This is a genomic window from Pseudoneobacillus rhizolycopersici, from assembly GCF_054786815.1.
Genome location: NZ_JBTOOE010000005.1, coordinates 48,358 through 66,493, shown reverse-complemented (window position 1 = coordinate 66,493; position 18,136 = coordinate 48,358). Strand labels below are relative to the sequence as shown.

Below are 18,136 nucleotides of genomic sequence, written 5' to 3'. Positions count from 1 at the left end.
GCGTATAAAACCATGCAACAAGAAGGAGGAGCGGAAATGAAAAAAGGGTTCTTAACCCTCATCTTAATTCCGTTTCTTCTTTTTTATGCTTTCCCAGTTGGGGCAGTTGAAAAAGAAGAACGAAAATGGCAAGATGAAACAATTTATTTTTTAATGGTCGATCGGTTTAATAACGGTGATTCGAAAAATGACTTCAAAATTAATACGAAAGATCCGCTTAGCTACCATGGTGGCGATTTTCAAGGAATTATTGACAAATTAGATTATTTAAAGGATATGGGCTTTACCGCCATTTGGATGACGCCGATTTTTGATAATGCTGATAAGGGCTACCATGGCTACTGGATTACTGATTTTTATAATACAGAAGAGCATTTTGGAAGTATCGAGACGTTTAAAAAGCTTGTTAAAGAGGCGCATAAACGAGATATAAAAATTATCTTGGATTTTGTAGCTAATCATGTCGCGCCTACACATCAATGGGTTAATGACCCGGCCAAAAAAGACTGGTTCCATGAAAACAAGGGAATCATGAACTGGGAAAATCAGCAAGACCTTGAAAATGGTTGGATATATGGTTTACCTGATCTAGCACAAGAAAATTCAGAAGTTGAAAACTACCTGTTAGACGTAGCAGAATGGTGGATAACGGAGACCGATATTGACGGTTATCGATTAGACACAGTCAAGCATGTTCCTGTTTCTTTTTGGGAAAAGTTTTCACAAAGAGTGAAAGAAACTAAAGAGGATTTTTACTTGCTAGGAGAGGTATGGTCTAATGACCCTAACTATATAGCTACCTATGATAAAGCGGGGATTGATGGCTTTGTCGATTACCCTCTACATGAGCAGTTAAGAACTGCTTTTGCTAAACCTGATCAAACATTGGACTGGTTGTTTACAAATTTTAAAAGAAATAACGTTATTTATGAAGAACCATATTTAATGGGGAATTTTCTAGATAATCATGATACAGTGAGATTTACATCAGATATTGTACAAAATCGACAAAATCCAGGAACACGTTGGAAATTAGCCTTGACTTATCTTTATACAACACCAGGTATTCCAATTGTTTATTATGGTTCGGAGATTGCTTTAAATGGTGGGAAAGATCCAGATAACAGAAGACAAATGAGCTTTCGTACTGATGAAGAATTAATCGATTATATTACTAAGATTGGTGAATTGCGTCAGCAGTTACCTTCCTTAACGAGAGGGACGCTGGAAGTTTTATATGAAGATAAAGGGATGGCCGTTTTCAAAAGAGTCTATCAGGATGAGGTATCCGTTATCGCAATCAATAACACATCCAAGACGCAGAATGTCACGTTAACTGCAAAGGATCTTGAATCAAATAAAGAACTTCGCGGTCTTTTAGCAAATGATTTAGTGCGTGGAACAGAAGATAAATATGAAATAATCATGGATAGAGAAATGGCGGAAATCTATGTTTTAGCTGAAAAATCAGGTATTAACTATTCTTACTTTATCGCTATGGGATTAATTATTTTTGCCTTTCTATTGTTTATTTATTTGGTTAAGAAAAAGTCTAAGCAAAATCAACCGCATTAATTCGAATGAGGAGGTGTAAAAAATGGCGGTCACCATTAAAGATGTAGCTAAGCTTGCAAATGTTGCCCCCTCAACCGTCTCCAGAGTAATTGCAAATAGTTCACGGATTAGCGAAAAAACAAAGGAGAAGGTTAGGGAAGCGATGGAACAACTTGGCTATCACCCGAATTTTATCGCCAGAAGCCTCGCCAGCCAAAGCACACAAGCTATTGGATTAGTGATGCCTAGCTCAACCGATAAGGTATTTCAAAATCCTTTTTTCCCGACTGTTCTTGCAGGGATAAGTGAAGGGGCAAATGAAAAACAATATGCCTTGCATATGACGACCGGAAAAACAGAAAATGAAATTTTTGATGGAGTTGTTCAAATGGTCCAGGGGGGCCGTGTAGATGGGGTTATTTTACTATACTCAAAGGTTGAAGATACTATTTTAACCTATTTAAAACAGAGGAAATTTCCATTTGTCGTAATTGGTAAACCCTTTAAACATGTGGAGGAAATCACCCATGTAGATAATGATAACTTTCGAGCTACAAGGGAAGTTACTGAGTATTTAATCAATTTAGGTCATAAGTCAATTGCATTTATTGGTGGTGATTTGGACTTAGTTGTAACGGTAGAACGCTTATTAGGCTATGAAAAGGCACTACGTGATTATCATCTTCCCTTAAAAAGAGAATACATTATGCATGAAGAATTTTTAAAGGAAGGTGGACAAGGAGCGGTAAAGGAGCTGTTCTCACTTGAGGAACCACCAACCGCTTTAGTCGTTACGGATGACTTAATGGCCTTAGGGGTTCTCAACTCATTAGATGAAATGGGGATTTCGGTCCCAAATGATGTTTCAGTAATTAGTTTTAATAATGTTATGCTTTCGGAAATGTCAAGACCACCATTAACATCTGTTGATATCGGAATTTTTGACCTCGGATTTGAGGCAGCAAAAAGTTTGATTCAAAAGATTGAGAATCCAAAAGAACCGGTTAAGCGAATCATCATCCAGCATAAATTAATTAAACGACTAACCTGTGACATGCCTAGTAAAATAATGAACGACTAAAAAAAGCAGCGGCGACACTGCTTTTTTTGTTATCCATTCACGATGATACCTCCATTGACATGTAACATTTGTCCGGTCATATAGGAGGAATCTTCACTTGCCAAAAAGACGTAGCTTGCTGCAAGTTCATGTGGTTGACCAGCTCTTCCCATTGGAGTAGTGCTTCCAAAGGTGGCAACTTGTTCGGCTGTGAAGGTTGAAGGAATTAGCGGAGTCCAAATTGGACCGGGTGCAACAGCATTTACCTTAATTCCTTGTTTCACTAATGAAGCTGAGAGTGATCGGGTAAAGGATACGACGGCTCCTTTTGTAGCAGAGTAATCAATTAACTGCTCATTTCCGGCATAAGCTGTTATCGAAGCCGTATTAATGATTGATGCACCGTTTTGTAGATATGGAAGTACAGCTTTTGTCAAATAGAAGATGGAAAAAATATTCGTTCTAAAAGTACTCTCCAATTGTTCAGCTGTAATATCTAAAATACTTTTTTGTGGGTGCTGTTCAGCCGCGTTATTGACGAGAATATCGATTTTCTTAAACTGAGCAATCACTTTTTGGACTAACTCTTGGCAGAATGTTTCGGATCCGATGTCACCAGGTATTAGTAAACATAATCGTCCTTCTGCCTCAACTAGCTGTTTGGTTTCCTCCGCGTCTTGATGCTCATTTAAATAGGAAATAATAATATCCGCGCCCTCTTTAGCGAAATAGATCGCAACGGATTTTCCAATTCCACTGTCACCACCTGTAATGATCGCTACCTTGTTTTTTAGTTTGTTACTACCGTGGTATCCTGGATAAGATGATTTAGGTCTAGGATTCATCTCCCTTTCTACGCCAGGCTGTTGATTTTGATGCTGCGGTGGAAAGGTTTGTTTTTGATTAGAATTTGAAGATGAGCTCATAAAATGATTCCCCCCCTTAATTTTATTCAAATCTTAATTAGCTATTCCAAGATAGGAGGGGATTCATTCATGTCCAGCCATGAAAAAAAGAGCGAAAAAAATTCGCTCCTAACAAAGTAAACTATCGATAGTTTACAAATTGGACTTCAACGGTTAAATCAGCCCCTTTAACAGCTGCGATAATTTGTTGTAGGTCATCACGGCTCTTTCCAGTTACACGAATTTGATCTTCTTGAATTTGACTTTTAACCTTTAGTCCACTATTTTTAATAACCATGTTGATTTTTTTAGCATTCTCTTTATCAATACCTTGAACCAATTTAGCTCGTTGACGGACGGTTCCACCAGATGCCCCTTCAAGTTTTCCGTAATCTAAATTCTTAATTGGAACTCCTCGCTTAATCAATTTATTTAGCAAAACATCCTTCAATTGATCAAGCTTGTACTCATCATCCGAGATTAACACCAGTTCTTCCTTATCCACCGAAACGTCACTTTTACTACCTTTAAAATCATAGCGGGTTTGAATTTCTTTCATTGTCATAGTTACGGCATTGGTGACTTCCGAAAAGTCCACTTTGGACACAATATCAAATGAAGCTTCTTTCGACATAATTCTACCTCCATCATTCACTTTATGTTCTAATTATAGTAAAATAAAGCGATTCAAACAACTTTCGGTAAAAAAGACAAATAATAGATAGCTCATTTTGAAAGGAGTCGACTAAATGTCATATATTGAAGAATCCCTAGGTGAATTAATTACGTTAACGGTGGCAAGAAAAGTAGATTTTGGATATTTTTTAACAGATGGAAAAGAGGACGTGTTACTACACAATAATGAAGCAACTAAAGACTATGAGTTGGATGAAGAGGTAGAAGTATTTATCTATATCGATTCTACAGGCAGATTGGCAGCTACTTCGAAAAAACCACTTATTCATCAAGGATTTTATGATTGGGTAAAGGTTGTTGATGTTCGTCATGACCTAGGAGTATTTTTAGATATCGGTATTCAAAAGGATCTTTTATTAGGAAAAGATGATCTACCAGTTGTCAAAGAGGTTTGGCCGCAAGTTGGGGACATGGTGTATTCGACACTACGAGTGAATCGAAATGGTAGACTATATGCAAAATTAGCTTCAGAGCAAATTGTGACAGAAGTTTCGATTAAGGCTAGCCAAAATGACTTAAATAAAAACATCCAAGGATATGTCTACCGAACTGCTAAGGTTGGTACTTGGATGATTTCCGCTGAAGGCTATCGAGGATTTATTCATGAGAGTCAACGAAAACAAGAACCGCGGCTAGGACAAAAAATAGAAGGAAGAGTGATTGATGTTAAACCGGATGGAACCATCAATGTTTCACTTCTACCAAGAAAACACGAAGCACAAGACTCTGATGCCGACATTATTATGAACTATTTGCATTCACGAAATGGTCTTATGCCGTATTGGGATAAAAGCATGCCAGAAGATATTGAAGAACGATTTAAAATGAGTAAGGGAGCCTTTAAACGAGCATTAGGAAAGTTAATGAAGGATGGAAAGGTTTATCAACAAGAAGGCTGGACTTATCTAAAAAAAGACCAAGAGCAAAACTAAATTGCTCTTGGTCTTTTCCCCTTTTATTTATGGTCTGTTTTTTTAGAGTACTGATGTTTCCCAGCCTGACGATTCTTTTCGCGAATCATATTTTTTTCGTGTCTAAAGGCGTTATTGTCTTGAGCTTTTTTATCATTATCAGATGTATGTGGCATAAAAATAACTCCCTTCATCAAAGTTGACTGTACGTTTCTATTGTCTCTTTAAATGGTAGGGAGTATGTAAGATTAGTTTTGGGTTTCACTTAGAAAAAATAACGCAATTGTTCCCGGTCCTGTGTGAGCCCCAACCGCTGATCCAATTGACGTAATTAATACCTCGCGCGGATTCAATAAATCCTCAATCATCGCCTTTAATTCTAATGCTGTTTCCATATCGTCTGCATGGCTAATTCCAATCGTTTGTTTCGAAAATGATTGGCCTCTTTCTTGCATTAGCTCCACCAAACGTTTGAGGAGCTTCTTTTTACCGCGCAATTTTTCAACCGGAACAAGCTTGCCGTCTTCGACATTTAACAGAGGCTTAATGTTTAATAAGCCACCAAGAAAAGCTGATGCCTTTGATAATCGGCCGCCTTTTGCCAAGTGGTTTAAATCGTCAACGGTAAATAAATGTTCCATATGTTGTGTGTAAAATTCAACAGTTGCAAGAATTTCTTCTTTTGAATGGTTATCGGCCGCTAAGAAAGCAGCTTCTCTAACAACTAATCCATAACCTAAAGAAGCACATTTTGTATCAACAATCGTAAGTTGGAAATCTGGATAGTTTTCCTTTACTTGCTCGAGCATCATTACAGCAGACTGGTAGGTCCCTGAAAGCTCCGAGGAAAAAGCAATATAAATGCCCTCCTGTTTTTGTTTGGCCATATCAGTAAACACTTTTTCAAAAGTGGCTGGCGATACTTGAGATGTTTTTGGCATTTTACCTGAACGAATTGCTGCATAGACAGAATCGGGTTGAATCGTTACTAAATCCTCATATTCCTTTTCATCAATCAGCACTTTTAAAGGAAGCAATTGAACTTGATATTGTTCATAAAAACTTAGTGGCAAATCACAAGCACTATCTGCCAAAATTTTAACCGCCATAAGGTCACCCTCATTCCCATTCTTGTTTTTCCTTTAGTTTATCGGTTTCGACAATAAACTTCAATTAGAATCGATGGATATTGGACGAAACTATAGTACAACTTAATGGTAAGGGGTGGTAAATTTTGATTTTGTTAGAGCTAAAGAAATTAGCTATTGTTGTCATAGGTGCATTTCTCAATGCGTTGGCAATGAATTTTTTTCTCATACCAGCAGATGTATATGCTAGTGGATTTGCTGGGATAGCTCAGTTAGTATCGCGAATTTCGACGGAATATACGCCATTTGCAATTTCAACCGGTATTTTACTTTTTATATTAAACATTCCTGTTGCGATTTTAGGATGGAGAAAAATTGGAAAAATCTTTACCTTGTATAGCTTTTTTAGTGTTTTGTTAATGTCTTTTTTTCTTGAAATTCTCCCGATTAGAAATGTTTCCGAGGATATGCTCCTAAATGCCGTTTTTGGTGGCGTAATTGCCGCTGTTGGTGTTGGTTTAACTTTAAAATGGGGTGCATCAACAGGAGGTCTGGATATTATTGCAATGATTTTATCAAGAATGAAGGACAAGCCTGTCGGTCAATACTTCTTTCTAATGAATGCAGTAATCATTATTACAGCTGGCTATTTGTTTGGTTGGGAAAAGGCCCTTTATACAATCGTTGGACTTTATGCTTCTACAAGGGTCATTGATGCGATTCATACACGCCATGAAAAATTAACCGCGATGATCGTTACAAAAAAAGCCGAGGATTTGAAAATAGCGATTCAAGCTCGACTTGTTCGTGGGATGACCGTTATTCCAGTAAAGGGTGCCTTTACGAATGAACCGAAGGAAATGTTATTTGTTGTCATCACTAGATATGAATTATTTGATTTGGAAAGAGTAATAAAAGAAACTGATCCCAATGCATTCACCAATATTGTAGAAACAGCAGGGATATTTGGTTTCTTCCGAAAGGAGTAAGCACAATTGAAAAAAATTTTGTTAGTCTTATTTTTCGTTACAAGCTTGCCATTAGTATCAAACGTTCAGGCAGAAACGAACCCAGAAAGCCAATTTCGATTTTATATTAACCCGGTTCCGGACCCGGAGGAAACCGTCATTGAAATTTTTCTTGCAAATGAAGGGAATCAAATTTTAGAGTTTGAAGCACCTACTTCACAATGGTTTGATTTTACGGTTACAAACCAAGATGAAGAGATTGTCTACCACTATTCACATGGCCGTTCTTTTTTACAAGCCTTTCAAAAACTAATATTGAGGCCAGGAGAAACAAAAAAATGGTCTGTAAATCTTAGTGAGCCACATGGTCAGAAATTAAAGCCTGGAAAATACTTAGTTAAAGCCCAACTAAAGGCCATCTCCGTAAATGGTGAGGACCTAAAAGGCTATCATCGTTTAATGGACCAAAAAGAGATGGTGATACCTGAAAAGAATCCAATTATAAAAAATGTCATAATTAAACTTAATGGAGATAGGCTTGAAATCAGTGGACATGCCAAACCCCTCCGGGGGGAATTATTTTTTGTGGTTGAGGATGGTCATCGGGAATTGGTTAAGGAGTCAATGGTAAAAGTACCTGGGAAGCCTTCAGCTTGGGGGGCCTTTTTTATCAAAGTGGACATACCAAAGGGGAGTGATTCCTTCATTCTCTACCTATATGAAAAGGATAAAAAAGGGAATATGCTTCATATTTATCCCAAAAAAGTTAAATGAAAAAGCTGGAACGCAGCGTTCCAGCTTTTTTCACTCACTGAATTTGATCTAGCTCTTTCTGCATCTCACTTAACTGAGCTTGTTCCGCAACAGTAGAGTTTGCATACGCAGAGCTTAATGCATTTTTTGCTCTTAAAATGGCAGTTTGCTTCTCATCCGACTGAGCTGTTTTCGCTAATTCGACAAAAGATCTGGCTTCTTGAAACAGTCTGTTTCCCATGTTTAAATTCCTCCGTAAGAGGAGTTTTGAACATTGGCCATCTTTTGTGCTTCGGCTTCAGCATAAGTCGTGTGATATGGGATACGTTCTGCGTGCTTAGTAACTGTGTCTAACCCTTGTTGAACAAAGCGTTTTGACTTACTACGTTTACCCATCCGTCATCCCTCCAATGATAAGAGCATTTTTAAAAAGAAACAGCAATGTCACTGCTTCATATAATAGTATGCTCATTTTGACGTGATTCAAATAGGAAACTTCAGATAAAATTAAATTGCCTTTAGATTTAATAATTCATTTAAATAAACAGCAACACCATCTTCTTCGTTACTTATCGTTACGTCATTAGCAATATTTTTGACAAGATCAATTCCATTACCCATCGCAATTCCATGTCCGGCGTATTCCAACATTTCTAGGTCATTATCTTCGTCTCCGAAGGCGATAATTCGTTCTTTCGGAATTTGGAAATACTCGGATACCCTTTTAATGCCAACAGCTTTATTTAAGCCTGATTTTACAATTTCGATGACGTGCCATGGTGCTGCCCAGCGGCGATGATCGATAACCTCCGCGTGAACATCGGATAAATGTTTCCGTATTGTTGCAACATGCTGTTCCTCTGCATGAATGAGCATACTGGTTGGTGATTGTTTCAAAAAGTCCCTGAGGTCGCCGGTTGTAACAGAAGGACTGCCCATACTAAAAAGTTCCAAAAGCTTTTGGTCGTGATAATGTAAATAAACATCATCAATTACCTCAGCAATAATATTATAGAGATTAAATTTTTGGCAAGCTTCCACAATATCCTTGGCAACCTTAATATCAAGAGGGGAATGGTAAATACCCCAGTTATGATTTAAGGGATGGTGAACGAAAGCACCATTAAAATTAACGATTGGCGTTGAAAGTTCCAATTCGCGATAATACATTTCACTTGATCGGAATGGCCGACCTGTGGCAATCATAACCTCATGCCCATTTTCCTTCGCCTTCATCAGAACTTTTTTCGTTCGATTGGAAATTGTTTTATCATCTTTTAATAACGTTCCATCTAAATCTAGAGCTATTAAATGTTTTTCAGCCATATACGTACTCCTTTAAACTTTGAGTTCAGTTATAACAACATGATATAGTTGAATTAGTAATAATAATACTATGTTAACAGTTTTTTACCTAAGTGTACAAAAATTCACTTATTCGGTCCAATTTTAACATTATACTAATAAAGTACGGAGGATATGGTAGTGATTTTGGTCGAAAAAATTTTTATCAATAAGATACCAGCCCTACATATTGTGAAAGAGGAAGTTCATCTGAGTCAATTGCCCTTTGTCATCTTTGTTCATGGATTTGGCAGCTTTAAAGAAAAGAATCTACATTATGCCTATTTACTTGCCGAAAAGGGGTTTCGAGTTGTGTTACCTGAAGCCCTATATCATGGGGAACGAGCAAATAATCAAAACCAACAAGAGTTAGCTTTTCGATTTTGGGAAATTGTACTGAAAACCATTCATGAGTTGGAGGGTATAAAGAATTATTTTCTTGATAAGGGTCTTATTGACGAAGAAAGAATCGGGCTAGCAGGCACCTCGATGGGTGGAATCATTACACATGGAGCACTTACCCAATATAAGTGGATAAAGGTTGCGGCTAGTCTAATGGGATCTCCGTACTATCTAGACTTTGCAAAAAGGCAGATGAAAGAGGTTGAATCAAAAGGTATCTCCTTGCCAATAACGGATGTCGAGCAGGAGCAGCTACTTGAGCAACTCAAGCGTTATGATCTGTCATTACAGTCTGAAAAATTAGGTAATCGTCCGATATTTTTATGGCACGGGAAGGTGGACCCAGTAGTTCCATTTGAATATTCGTCTCATTTTTATGAAATGATGGTAAAGAGGAATGCTCAAATTGACTTTTTGGTTGATGAAAAAGCAGGCCATAAAGTTAGTCATCAGGGGCTGTTAAGAATGGTGGATTGGTTTCATATCCATTTTTCATTGAAAGTGGAAACTCACAAATAAACTTTTAGGAGGAAATATAGATGATGGATGAACAATTAAAGGAAAATATTATGGGAGCACTGGAGCTTGTCATTGACCCAGAGCTTGGCGTAGACATTGTCAATCTTGGCTTGGTCTATGATGTGGAAATGGACGAGAATGGTTTTACCAAGGTTACAATGACTTTAACCTCCATGGGCTGCCCATTAGCAGGTACCATCGTTGATCAAGTTAAACGTGCATTGGCCGATATTCCTGAGGTAAATGATGTTGATGTAAGTATTGTCTTCAATCCGCCTTGGTCAAAAGATCGCATGTCTAGATATGCAAAAATTGCCCTAGGGATTAGAGGCTAATCATGAGAAACAAAGTGATATTAGTTAGTTCTGATAAATTAGGTGAAGGTGATGTGCAGTTAGGAGAATCCGTATTGGAAACTTTTTTCACCCTGCTAAAGCAACGTGAGGAGCTACCTCATGCAGTTTTTTGTATGAACCGCGGTGTGTTTACTTTAACTGATGAATCCTTTGTTTCAGTCCATCTTAAGGAATTGGCTGACAAAGGGGTCTCCATTTTTGCTTGCAAAACCTGTGTCGACCATTATGAGCTAGAGGAAAAGTTAACAGTTGGTAGTATTAGCTCGATGGGACATTTTATTGAACTAGCTGCGGAATTTGAGGTTTTAACAATAGCATAATAGTGAAAAACGGGTATTGTTGCCCGTTTTTTTATTTATGGGTAAAAAGAGTCACCAAAATCTGTTTGAAGTGACTCTTTTTTAAAATTTTTGCTTAAAAAGGGCATTAATTCTGCTTTTGGTTATAATTTATCGGTTTTTTAGTAAAAACGGTCATCAATCCGGAGGTTTTCACAAAACGGACATTGTTTCCCCGTTTAAATGAAACCAATGTGTGAGAAAGTTCACTTTTCCGCCTAATTCGGTGATTTATAATACTCCTATAAAGGCAGTTACTTATACAATGGCCTTGTAAAAGGGGGCAATTCATAATGTTTAGCAGAGATTTTAATAAAGATCCGTTTATCGTTATATGGGAATTAACAAGAGCATGCCAATTAAAGTGTTTACATTGTCGGGCTGAAGCCCAATATCGTCGCGACCCACGTGAATTAACATTTGAAGAAGGAAAGCAACTCATTGATCAAATATATGAAATGAACAACCCGATGCTTGTCTTTACTGGTGGAGATCCACTTATGCGTGAGGATGTTTTTGATATTGCCAAGTACGCCATAGACAAAGGTGTACGCGTTTCGATGACACCAAGTGCAACGCCAAATGTAACAAAAGAGGCAATTGAAAAAGCGAAAGAAATCGGCCTAGCGCGATGGGCATTTAGTTTAGATGGTCCCACAGCTGAAATCCACGACCATTTCCGTGGGACAGCAGGTTCATTTGATTTAACAATGGAACGTATCAAATATTTACATGAGGTTGGTTTACCGATTCAGATTAATACAGTTATTTCCCGTTATAATTACGACCATTTGGATGAAATGGCTGCATTAGTCGAAAAACTTGATTGTGTCCTTTGGAGTGTATTTTTCTTAGTTCCAACTGGTAGAGGTCAGGAAAAAGATATGATTTCTCCGGTTGAACATGAAAAAGTATTCCAATGGTTGAATAATCTTAGTAAGCGAGTGAAGTTTGATATTAAAACAACTGCTGCACAGCATTACCGTCGTGTTGTCATTCAACAAAAGATGCGAGAGGCAAAAGAAAGCAAAGAGGATATCCAATATCTTGATGCTTTAACACAACAAGGATTAACTGGTTCAATTGATGGTTTAGGCCGCGCGCCTAAAGGAGTTAATGATGGAAATGGATTTGTCTTTATTTCTCATGTTGGTGATGTTTATCCGAGCGGATTATTACCTGTAAAAGCAGGGAATGTACGTGAACAGCCATTAGCAGAAATTTATCGTGAATCTCCAATTTTCCAATCTTTGCGTAACCCTGATCTTTATAAAGGGAAATGTGGGGTATGTGAATTCCGACATGTATGTGGAGGATCACGTTCTCGTGCCTATGCTATGACAGGAGACTATTTGGAAAGTGAACCATTCTGCGTTTACATTCCAAAAGCATTACGGCAAAAACAAGTTCAAGCATAAAGAAAAGGGATGGTTTTGAACCATCCCTTTTTCACTATATTATTCAATACTGCAATATACGGCAGAGCAGTTTTCACAACCAATTTCATCTTTTAAATATTGAAGGTCATGGACGGTAATTTTCCCTTTTTTAATCGAAATAATTCCATCTTTCTTTAAATCATTGAGAATTCGATTGGTGCTTTCTCGCGAAGTACCACAGAAGTTGGCTAAATCTTGATTTGTAAGTGGTAAGTCAATTAAAATTCCTTCCTTCTTTTGCACACCGTAACTGTTCGTCATCCGAATTAAGGTGGAAAACAAGGCACCTTTTTTTCCGTTTAATACAAGGTCGCGAAACTTTGTTTGCGTTTTACGAAAATGATCACTCATCCACTTCATAAATTCAAATGCTAGGGTTGGGTTTTGGAAAATCTCACTTTCGATGACTTCTTTTTTAATGGCAACAATTTCGCCTTCTTCTAGAACTTTCGCGCTTAATAAATATTTTGGACTATCTGTGAATAAGGTAAGTTCACCGCAAATATCATTGGCACCACAAATTCTTAAAGAAAGCTCTCGTCCATCGGTCGTAATTTTACTAATTTGAATTTTCCCAGACATGACGATATACAGTTCTTCTGCTTCCATCCCTTCCTGGAAAAGAAAGGTATCTCTTTGGCTATAAAATTTACGATCAGCGAAGCGAAGAAGTTCTTTTATCTCTATCGAATGTGTTGGCTTTAATTGATTCACGATATCATCACCTTAATGTTATTTGATAAAAAAGTGTGACAAAACTCACAGAAATAATTTATAAAGTAATTAAAACATATTCCCCAATAAACAAAAAGGCTTTTCACAAATCCGTCAAATATAAACTATGGATATTATGGTGATAATGTTTATAACTCATTATATTTACCAACTTGTTCACTTTATTTATATTATTTTACGCTCAATTTCCATCATACATATGATAAAATGATACAAAGTATTTAAATAACAATTTCTAGATTTATGATAGGTTTTGATAACGTTTCCAAATTGGAGTTGATAATATTGGAAAAATTGATGATAAAAGATCAATTAAATCGCCCCTTAAGGGATTTAAGAATATCGGTTATTGACCGCTGTAACTTCCGTTGTCAGTATTGCATGCCGGCGGAAATTTTTGGACCGGATTTCGCCTTTTTACCAAAGAACCAGCTGTTGACATATGAAGAAATTGAGCGTTTAGCTAAACTTTTTGTTCATCTTGGGGTTGAAAAAATCCGCTTAACTGGTGGTGAGCCGTTATTACGGAAAGACTTGCCTTTATTGGTTCAGAAATTAAGTGTGATTGACGGGTTATCGGATATCGGTTTAACCACTAATGGTGTTCTCTTACCACAACATGCACAAAATCTAAAGGATGCTGGTTTAAAGCGGGTTAATGTTAGCTTAGATAGCCTAAATGATGAATTGTTTGGGCAGATTAATGGTCGTAATACTGGGACTAAGCCTGTATTAGACGGAATTCTAGCGGCAAGAAATGTCGGTCTTGGTGTTAAAATTAATATGGTCGTAAAAAAGGGGTTAAATGACTCGGAAATTTTACCAATGGCGGAGTTTTGTAAACAAGAAGGAATTGAGCTACGGTATATAGAGTTTATGGATGTTGGCTCTACAAATGGCTGGCGTATGGATGATGTCGTAACGAAAAAGGAAATTTTTAATATTCTAAATGAACAATACGAATTAATCCCAGTCGATCCGAATTACTTTGGGGAAGTGGCCAAAAGGTATTATTATAAAGATACAAATGTTGCTGTTGGATTTATTACGTCTGTTTCGGAATCATTTTGCTCGAGCTGTACTCGCTCAAGACTATCTGCTAATGGGCAGTTATTTACTTGTTTGTTTAATGGAGACGGGCATGATATTCGCGACTATATGCGTAGTGGAGTATCTGATGAAGAAATTATCAATCGCATTACAGCAATTTGGAATGGTCGAAACGACAGATATTCTGATGAACGAACCGCTGAAACCAACCGCAATCGTAAGAAAATTGAAATGTCCTACATTGGTGGTTAAAGATAAAAACTCCCTGGAACAGGGAGTTTTTTTATAAAAAGAAGACTGCGATTTTTCTTCATCGCAGTCCAATCAGAGAAAACAAATGGATTAAAAAGGTAAAAATAGGGTGGTAACAAAAGCTCCATTAAATTAAATATATCTTGGGAATAATATATTATTTTCCAAATGGACATGCATAAATGTTTCGCCCTCAAGCATTTCAAGACGTTTGTACACAAGGCGATAGGTACCGCAAGCATCGAGAGGAGGAATAAAGTCACCGGTAATATCACGTAATTCCTTTAGAATTTCACCCGCGTGATCATGTTCCTTTTCAAGCTCAGCAATTTGCATTAACGCTTCCTCGCGATCTTCCACAGCACCTGCCTCAAGTTTTAAAATAAGAGGAAAGGAAATTTCTTCTTCTTTCTTGGTGTGCTCTAGCAATTCCGTTTTCAACTCTTTGAAAAGCTCATAGACTCTCAATAGTTCCGGATGATGATCACCATGTACTTTTGCAACTTTCGTTACGTATGGACTTAATTGGGAAAGCTCTTCTTCTAGTGGACGGTGATAACGCTCGATGACATGATCAATAATCGTTTTGGAATCAGAATCCATCCAAACCTCCATGTCTGTAGCCCCTAAGTTTTGATTTTTTTCGTATAAATCCTTCAAATTAACTAGTAGGTTCTCCATATTAACTCCACTAGCGGTTGCTGCATCTAATAAGGGTGTATTTCCACCGCAGCAAAAATCAATTCTGTTCTTTTTGAACAAGTCACTTGATTTTGGAAATTCATTTACAATATCACGAACTAAGGATTGTTCAGTAAAAGGAAAAGTCATTAGGAAAAAGTCCTCCTTATAAATACATATTTTTCTTCACTGTATTAGCATACTGTATTTCCTACCCAGACTTGGTGATAACCATCACACTTCATCCGTATTTTTTGACAACTTTTCAAACGTGTAAATATGGTTTTCTCTTACCTAGGTATGATTAGTGAGGTTTGACATGTCTTTTATGATTGATTGACCGTATAATAGTACTGATATAAGTAGTAGGAGTTGATAATATGTTGGAAAAACGAATTCCTATTTCGATAGGAGAAGCGGTAAAAAAAGTATTAGCTTATGAAATCAAAGGAAATACCGAATACATACCCATCTCAAACGCCTATGGTAGATATCTATCCGAAGATTTAATCGCGACAAGTGATGTCCCTCATTTTGACCGGGCACCATATGACGGATTTGCGATTCGCTCTATGGATTCAGCAAATGCCTCCCAAGAGAATCCAGTTAAATTTCGAGTAATAGACGAAATTGGTGCTGGGATGGTTTCCAATAAAACACTTGGCGAATACGAAGCCGTAAGAATTATGACTGGAGCAATGATGCCAAAGGAAGCAGATACGGTAGTTATGCTAGAATTGACAAAGGATTTTATTGAAGGGAGTCAAACCTTTATGACGATAAAACGTCCTTTTAAAAAGGGCGATAATGTTTCTTTTATTGGTGAAGATGCTAAAAAAGGTGAAATTCTTGTGAGCAAGGGTGCGTTTATTAATCCTGGTGTCCAAGCCGTTTTGGCTACCTTCGGATATAAGGATGTGCCTGTTGCTAAACAGCCGAAAGTCGGTTTATTTGCAACTGGAACAGAGCTTTTAGAGGTTGAAGATGATTTGGTCCCAGGGAAAATTCGAAATAGCAATTCCCACATGATTTCAGCGCAAATTAAACGTGTGGGAGGGGAAGTCGTTTATTTCGGTAAACTGGTTGACGATTTTAATGAATGTTTTCAAGCCATAAAAGAATCGCTTTCAAAAGTAGATATATTAATAACAACTGGTGGGGTTTCAGTGGGAGATTATGATTATATCCCAGCGATATATGAAAAACTCGGTGCTGAGGTCCTTTTTAATAAAGTCGGCATGCGCCCAGGAAGTGTCACAACGGTAGCACATCTTGACGGAAAGCTCTTATTTGGTTTGTCAGGAAATCCATCAGCTTGTTATGTTGGATTCGAACTATTTGCAAGACCAATCATTCGAAAAATGCTTTTTGCTGATAGACCTCATTTAAAAAAGGAGAAGGCCGTTCTAGAAGCGGATTTCCCGAAAGCCAATCCTTTTGTTCGATTTGTCAGAAGTCAGGTATATGTCGAAAATGGGCAATTAAAGGTAGTGCCGAGTGGTCTTGACAAATCCAATATAGTCATGAGCTTGGCAGGAGCTAACTCATTAATGATTTTACCTGGTGGAACGAGAGGGTTTATGAACGGAACAACGGTGGACGTGCTGTTATTAGAGGATCATGTTGGAAGTGAATGGCCTTGGTAAAGCATCCGCTTATTCTTCAAGTTGTTGGATTTCAAAATAGTGGAAAAACAACTTTTATTAAACAACTTTTAGAAATGCTTTCAATAGAAAACATTCGGGCAGGGGTAATTAAGCATCATGGGCACGGTGGAAAACCAGATATTTACGAAGAAAAGGATTCAGCGACATACTGTCATAAAGGGGCTGCTGTGTCTCTTGTAGAAGGAGAAGGACGGGTTCTTATTCAAGCGGAACAACCACAATGGACATTGGAGGAGCAGATTAAACTTTTAGTTCCATTCAAACTGGACATTATTTTAATCGAGGGCCACAAAAACGAAAGCCACCCAAAAATCTTTATTGTCAGAAATCCATCCGATTTAGAAAAATTAAATCAATTAAGTAATATAATGGCCATCTTTTTAAGGGACCGATCATTAATAGCGAAAATGAATCAAAATACGTTAGTCCCCTATTTTATGTTGGATAACAATGAGCATCTGATTTGGACATTTCATTTTATCAGAGCTCTATTAGGAAAGTCTGTAAATTAGTCATAATCACAATACTAAACCCAAAAATTAATAATTTGTGAAAAGGGGGCAAAAATGCCTCCTTTCTTTGATGAAATGTGATAAGTTTCACTTTTTGAGGTTACTCATTCTTATATAGTAAAAATAAGCAATCAAGAGGAGTGATTCTCATGAAGTTATTTTTACCAAAGCAACATGGTGCATGGGCGATGTTAATTATCCCATTTTGGCTTGGAGTAGCTGCAACTAAATTTTTATGGCAACATATCCCATTTTTCATAGGATGGCTGTTATTATACTTAGCAACCTACCCAATGCTATTGTTGGTTAAACGAAAAAAGATTCCATTTTATTTAAAATGGACTTTTATTTACTTAGTTCCAGCCCTGTTATTTTTATTGATTCCACTATTGTCACAACCAAAATTAATGTATTTTGGGCTATTGATGCTCCCATTTTTTATGATTAATGCATATTATTCCCATTACAATCAGGACCGTGCATTTGGAAATGATGTTAGTGCTGTCATCGCTTTTTCGATAGCAGGAATCGGGAGTGGTTTTCTTGTGACGGAACAATTGACAAATGAATTGATCCTTGTTTTTATGACTAGTATTTTGTTTTTTCTTGGTTGTACCTTTTATGTAAAAACAATGATTCGTGAAAAAAAGAATATTCCATTTAAATGGGTATCATGGGCATTCCATTTGATGATTCCGATTGGATGGATCATTTTAGGTGAAGGGTTAATAGCTTTTGCCTTTTTACCAAGCCTAGTCAGAGCGATTGCCTTCTATGGAAAACCACTTTCGGCTAAACAGGTTGGTGTTTATGAAATTGCAAATTCAATCCTGTTCTTCATTCCGTTACTCATTCGTTTCGTTTAATGAGGCATTCTACATGGTGCAAATTCCCATTGTTATCTTG

At 37.2% G+C, this 18,136-nt stretch carries 22 protein-coding genes; 13 read left to right on the top strand and 9 right to left on the bottom strand.

The genetic code is table 11. The features are described from left to right. Nucleotides 1–36: 36 nt before the first annotated feature. Both ACX9YW_RS07365 and ACX9YW_RS07360 read left to right on the top strand, forming a co-directional pair. Nucleotides 37–1,575 carry an alpha-amylase family glycosyl hydrolase gene (locus tag ACX9YW_RS07365; protein ID WP_460344129.1) on the top strand — a complete coding sequence of 513 codons (1,539 nt, stop codon included), beginning with the start codon at nucleotides 37–39 and terminating at the stop codon, nucleotides 1,573–1,575. A gap of 22 nt (nucleotides 1,576–1,597) precedes the next feature. Next, on the top strand, nucleotides 1,598–2,635 hold the full coding sequence (locus ACX9YW_RS07360; protein WP_460344126.1) for a LacI family DNA-binding transcriptional regulator: 1,038 nt from the start codon (nucleotides 1,598–1,600) through the stop codon (nucleotides 2,633–2,635). Nucleotides 2,636–2,664: 29 nt separating this feature from the next. On the opposite strand, the gene ACX9YW_RS07355 is transcribed toward ACX9YW_RS07360, so the two are convergent. Together ACX9YW_RS07355 and ACX9YW_RS07350 are read right to left on the bottom strand one after the other, a co-directional pair. Continuing rightward, nucleotides 2,665–3,540 carry an SDR family oxidoreductase gene (locus tag ACX9YW_RS07355; RefSeq protein ID WP_460344123.1) on the bottom strand — a complete coding sequence of 292 codons (876 nt, stop codon included), beginning with the start codon at nucleotides 3,538–3,540 and terminating at the stop codon, nucleotides 2,665–2,667. A 121-nt stretch (nucleotides 3,541–3,661) separates the two neighbouring features. Beyond that, nucleotides 3,662–4,153 (bottom strand): YajQ family cyclic di-GMP-binding protein, encoded by a 492-nt coding sequence (locus ACX9YW_RS07350; RefSeq protein WP_460344120.1) that lies wholly within the window; start codon nucleotides 4,151–4,153, stop codon nucleotides 3,662–3,664. A gap of 115 nt (nucleotides 4,154–4,268) precedes the next feature. Between ACX9YW_RS07350 and ACX9YW_RS07345 the strand changes: the two genes are divergently transcribed. Then, nucleotides 4,269–5,147 (top strand): CvfB family protein, encoded by an 879-nt coding sequence (locus tag ACX9YW_RS07345; protein ID WP_460344117.1) that lies wholly within the window; start codon nucleotides 4,269–4,271, stop codon nucleotides 5,145–5,147. 23 nt (nucleotides 5,148–5,170) lie between these two features. Here the strand turns inward: ACX9YW_RS07345 and ACX9YW_RS07340 are convergent, their stop codons facing one another. Both ACX9YW_RS07340 and ACX9YW_RS07335 read right to left on the bottom strand, forming a co-directional pair. After that, entirely contained in the window at nucleotides 5,171–5,302 is a 132-nt protein-coding gene (locus ACX9YW_RS07340; RefSeq protein WP_460344114.1) for a DUF3941 domain-containing protein, read from the bottom strand. A gap of 72 nt (nucleotides 5,303–5,374) precedes the next feature. Continuing rightward, a complete protein-coding gene (locus ACX9YW_RS07335) occupies nucleotides 5,375–6,235 on the bottom strand; it encodes a DegV family protein (protein ID WP_460344110.1) in 861 nt (286 codons plus the stop codon). A gap of 125 nt (nucleotides 6,236–6,360) precedes the next feature. On the opposite strand from ACX9YW_RS07335, the gene ACX9YW_RS07330 reads away from it, so the two are divergent. After that, nucleotides 6,361–7,203: a YitT family protein gene (locus ACX9YW_RS07330; RefSeq protein ID WP_460344107.1), complete on the top strand. Its 843-nt coding sequence runs from the start codon at nucleotides 6,361–6,363 to the stop codon at nucleotides 7,201–7,203. A gap of 6 nt (nucleotides 7,204–7,209) precedes the next feature. Continuing rightward, the gene (locus ACX9YW_RS07325; RefSeq protein ID WP_460344105.1) at nucleotides 7,210–7,956 is read left to right on the top strand and encodes a BsuPI-related putative proteinase inhibitor; all 747 of its coding nucleotides are present in this window, start codon (nucleotides 7,210–7,212) and stop codon (nucleotides 7,954–7,956) included. A gap of 34 nt (nucleotides 7,957–7,990) precedes the next feature. Here ACX9YW_RS07325 and ACX9YW_RS07320 read toward each other — a convergent pair whose 3' ends face one another. The 3 genes from ACX9YW_RS07320 to ACX9YW_RS07310 all read right to left on the bottom strand — a co-directional run bounded on the left by ACX9YW_RS07320 (nucleotide 7,991) and on the right by ACX9YW_RS07310 (nucleotide 9,261). After that, the gene (locus ACX9YW_RS07320; RefSeq protein WP_460344102.1) at nucleotides 7,991–8,176 is read right to left on the bottom strand and encodes a DUF3813 domain-containing protein; all 186 of its coding nucleotides are present in this window, start codon (nucleotides 8,174–8,176) and stop codon (nucleotides 7,991–7,993) included. 2 nt (nucleotides 8,177–8,178) lie between these two features. Beyond that, the gene (locus ACX9YW_RS07315; protein ID WP_460344099.1) at nucleotides 8,179–8,331 is read right to left on the bottom strand and encodes a hypothetical protein; all 153 of its coding nucleotides are present in this window, start codon (nucleotides 8,329–8,331) and stop codon (nucleotides 8,179–8,181) included. A 111-nt stretch (nucleotides 8,332–8,442) separates the two neighbouring features. Then, nucleotides 8,443–9,261, bottom strand: a complete 819-nt coding sequence (locus ACX9YW_RS07310; protein ID WP_460344095.1) for a Cof-type HAD-IIB family hydrolase — start codon at nucleotides 9,259–9,261, stop codon at nucleotides 8,443–8,445. A 159-nt stretch (nucleotides 9,262–9,420) separates the two neighbouring features. Here ACX9YW_RS07310 and ACX9YW_RS07305 point away from each other — a divergent pair, with 159 nt between their 5' ends. From ACX9YW_RS07305 to ACX9YW_RS07290, 4 genes are all read left to right on the top strand, one after another. Beyond that, nucleotides 9,421–10,200, top strand: a complete 780-nt coding sequence (locus tag ACX9YW_RS07305) for a prolyl oligopeptidase family serine peptidase (RefSeq protein WP_460344092.1) — start codon at nucleotides 9,421–9,423, stop codon at nucleotides 10,198–10,200. Between the two features lie 23 nt (nucleotides 10,201–10,223). Beyond that, nucleotides 10,224–10,535, top strand: coding sequence for a metal-sulfur cluster assembly factor (locus tag ACX9YW_RS07300; protein ID WP_460344643.1), 312 nt, complete (start codon nucleotides 10,224–10,226; stop codon nucleotides 10,533–10,535). A 2-nt stretch (nucleotides 10,536–10,537) separates the two neighbouring features. After that, nucleotides 10,538–10,876, top strand: coding sequence for a DsrE family protein (locus tag ACX9YW_RS07295; protein WP_460344089.1), 339 nt, complete (start codon nucleotides 10,538–10,540; stop codon nucleotides 10,874–10,876). A 311-nt stretch (nucleotides 10,877–11,187) separates the two neighbouring features. Beyond that, nucleotides 11,188–12,312 (top strand): TIGR04053 family radical SAM/SPASM domain-containing protein, encoded by a 1,125-nt coding sequence (locus tag ACX9YW_RS07290; protein ID WP_460344086.1) that lies wholly within the window; start codon nucleotides 11,188–11,190, stop codon nucleotides 12,310–12,312. 39 nt (nucleotides 12,313–12,351) lie between these two features. Here the strand turns inward: ACX9YW_RS07290 and ACX9YW_RS07285 are convergent, their stop codons facing one another. Next, nucleotides 12,352–13,050 (bottom strand): Crp/Fnr family transcriptional regulator, encoded by a 699-nt coding sequence (locus ACX9YW_RS07285; protein WP_460344640.1) that lies wholly within the window; start codon nucleotides 13,048–13,050, stop codon nucleotides 12,352–12,354. A gap of 303 nt (nucleotides 13,051–13,353) precedes the next feature. Here ACX9YW_RS07285 and moaA point away from each other — a divergent pair, with 303 nt between their 5' ends. After that, nucleotides 13,354–14,370 (top strand): GTP 3',8-cyclase MoaA, encoded by a 1,017-nt coding sequence (gene moaA / locus ACX9YW_RS07280; protein ID WP_460344083.1) that lies wholly within the window; start codon nucleotides 13,354–13,356, stop codon nucleotides 14,368–14,370. 132 nt (nucleotides 14,371–14,502) lie between these two features. Here moaA and ric read toward each other — a convergent pair whose 3' ends face one another. Further along, a complete protein-coding gene (ric, locus tag ACX9YW_RS07275; RefSeq protein WP_460344079.1) occupies nucleotides 14,503–15,201 on the bottom strand; it encodes an iron-sulfur cluster repair di-iron protein in 699 nt (232 codons plus the stop codon). A gap of 230 nt (nucleotides 15,202–15,431) precedes the next feature. On the opposite strand from ric, the gene ACX9YW_RS07270 reads away from it, so the two are divergent. The 3 genes from ACX9YW_RS07270 (at nucleotide 15,432) to ACX9YW_RS07260 (ending at nucleotide 18,096) form a co-directional block, all read left to right on the top strand. Continuing rightward, nucleotides 15,432–16,697: a molybdopterin molybdotransferase MoeA gene (locus ACX9YW_RS07270; RefSeq protein ID WP_460344076.1), complete on the top strand. Its 1,266-nt coding sequence runs from the start codon at nucleotides 15,432–15,434 to the stop codon at nucleotides 16,695–16,697. Next, complete coding sequence (gene mobB, locus ACX9YW_RS07265; protein WP_460344073.1) at nucleotides 16,691–17,230, top strand: molybdopterin-guanine dinucleotide biosynthesis protein B; 540 nt, start codon at nucleotides 16,691–16,693, stop codon at nucleotides 17,228–17,230. The genes ACX9YW_RS07270 and mobB overlap by 7 nt, the downstream gene beginning before the upstream one ends. A 149-nt stretch (nucleotides 17,231–17,379) precedes the next feature. Next, nucleotides 17,380–18,096 carry a YwiC-like family protein gene (locus ACX9YW_RS07260; RefSeq protein ID WP_460344070.1) on the top strand — a complete coding sequence of 239 codons (717 nt, stop codon included), beginning with the start codon at nucleotides 17,380–17,382 and terminating at the stop codon, nucleotides 18,094–18,096. The last annotated feature ends 40 nt before the right edge of the window (nucleotides 18,097–18,136 follow it).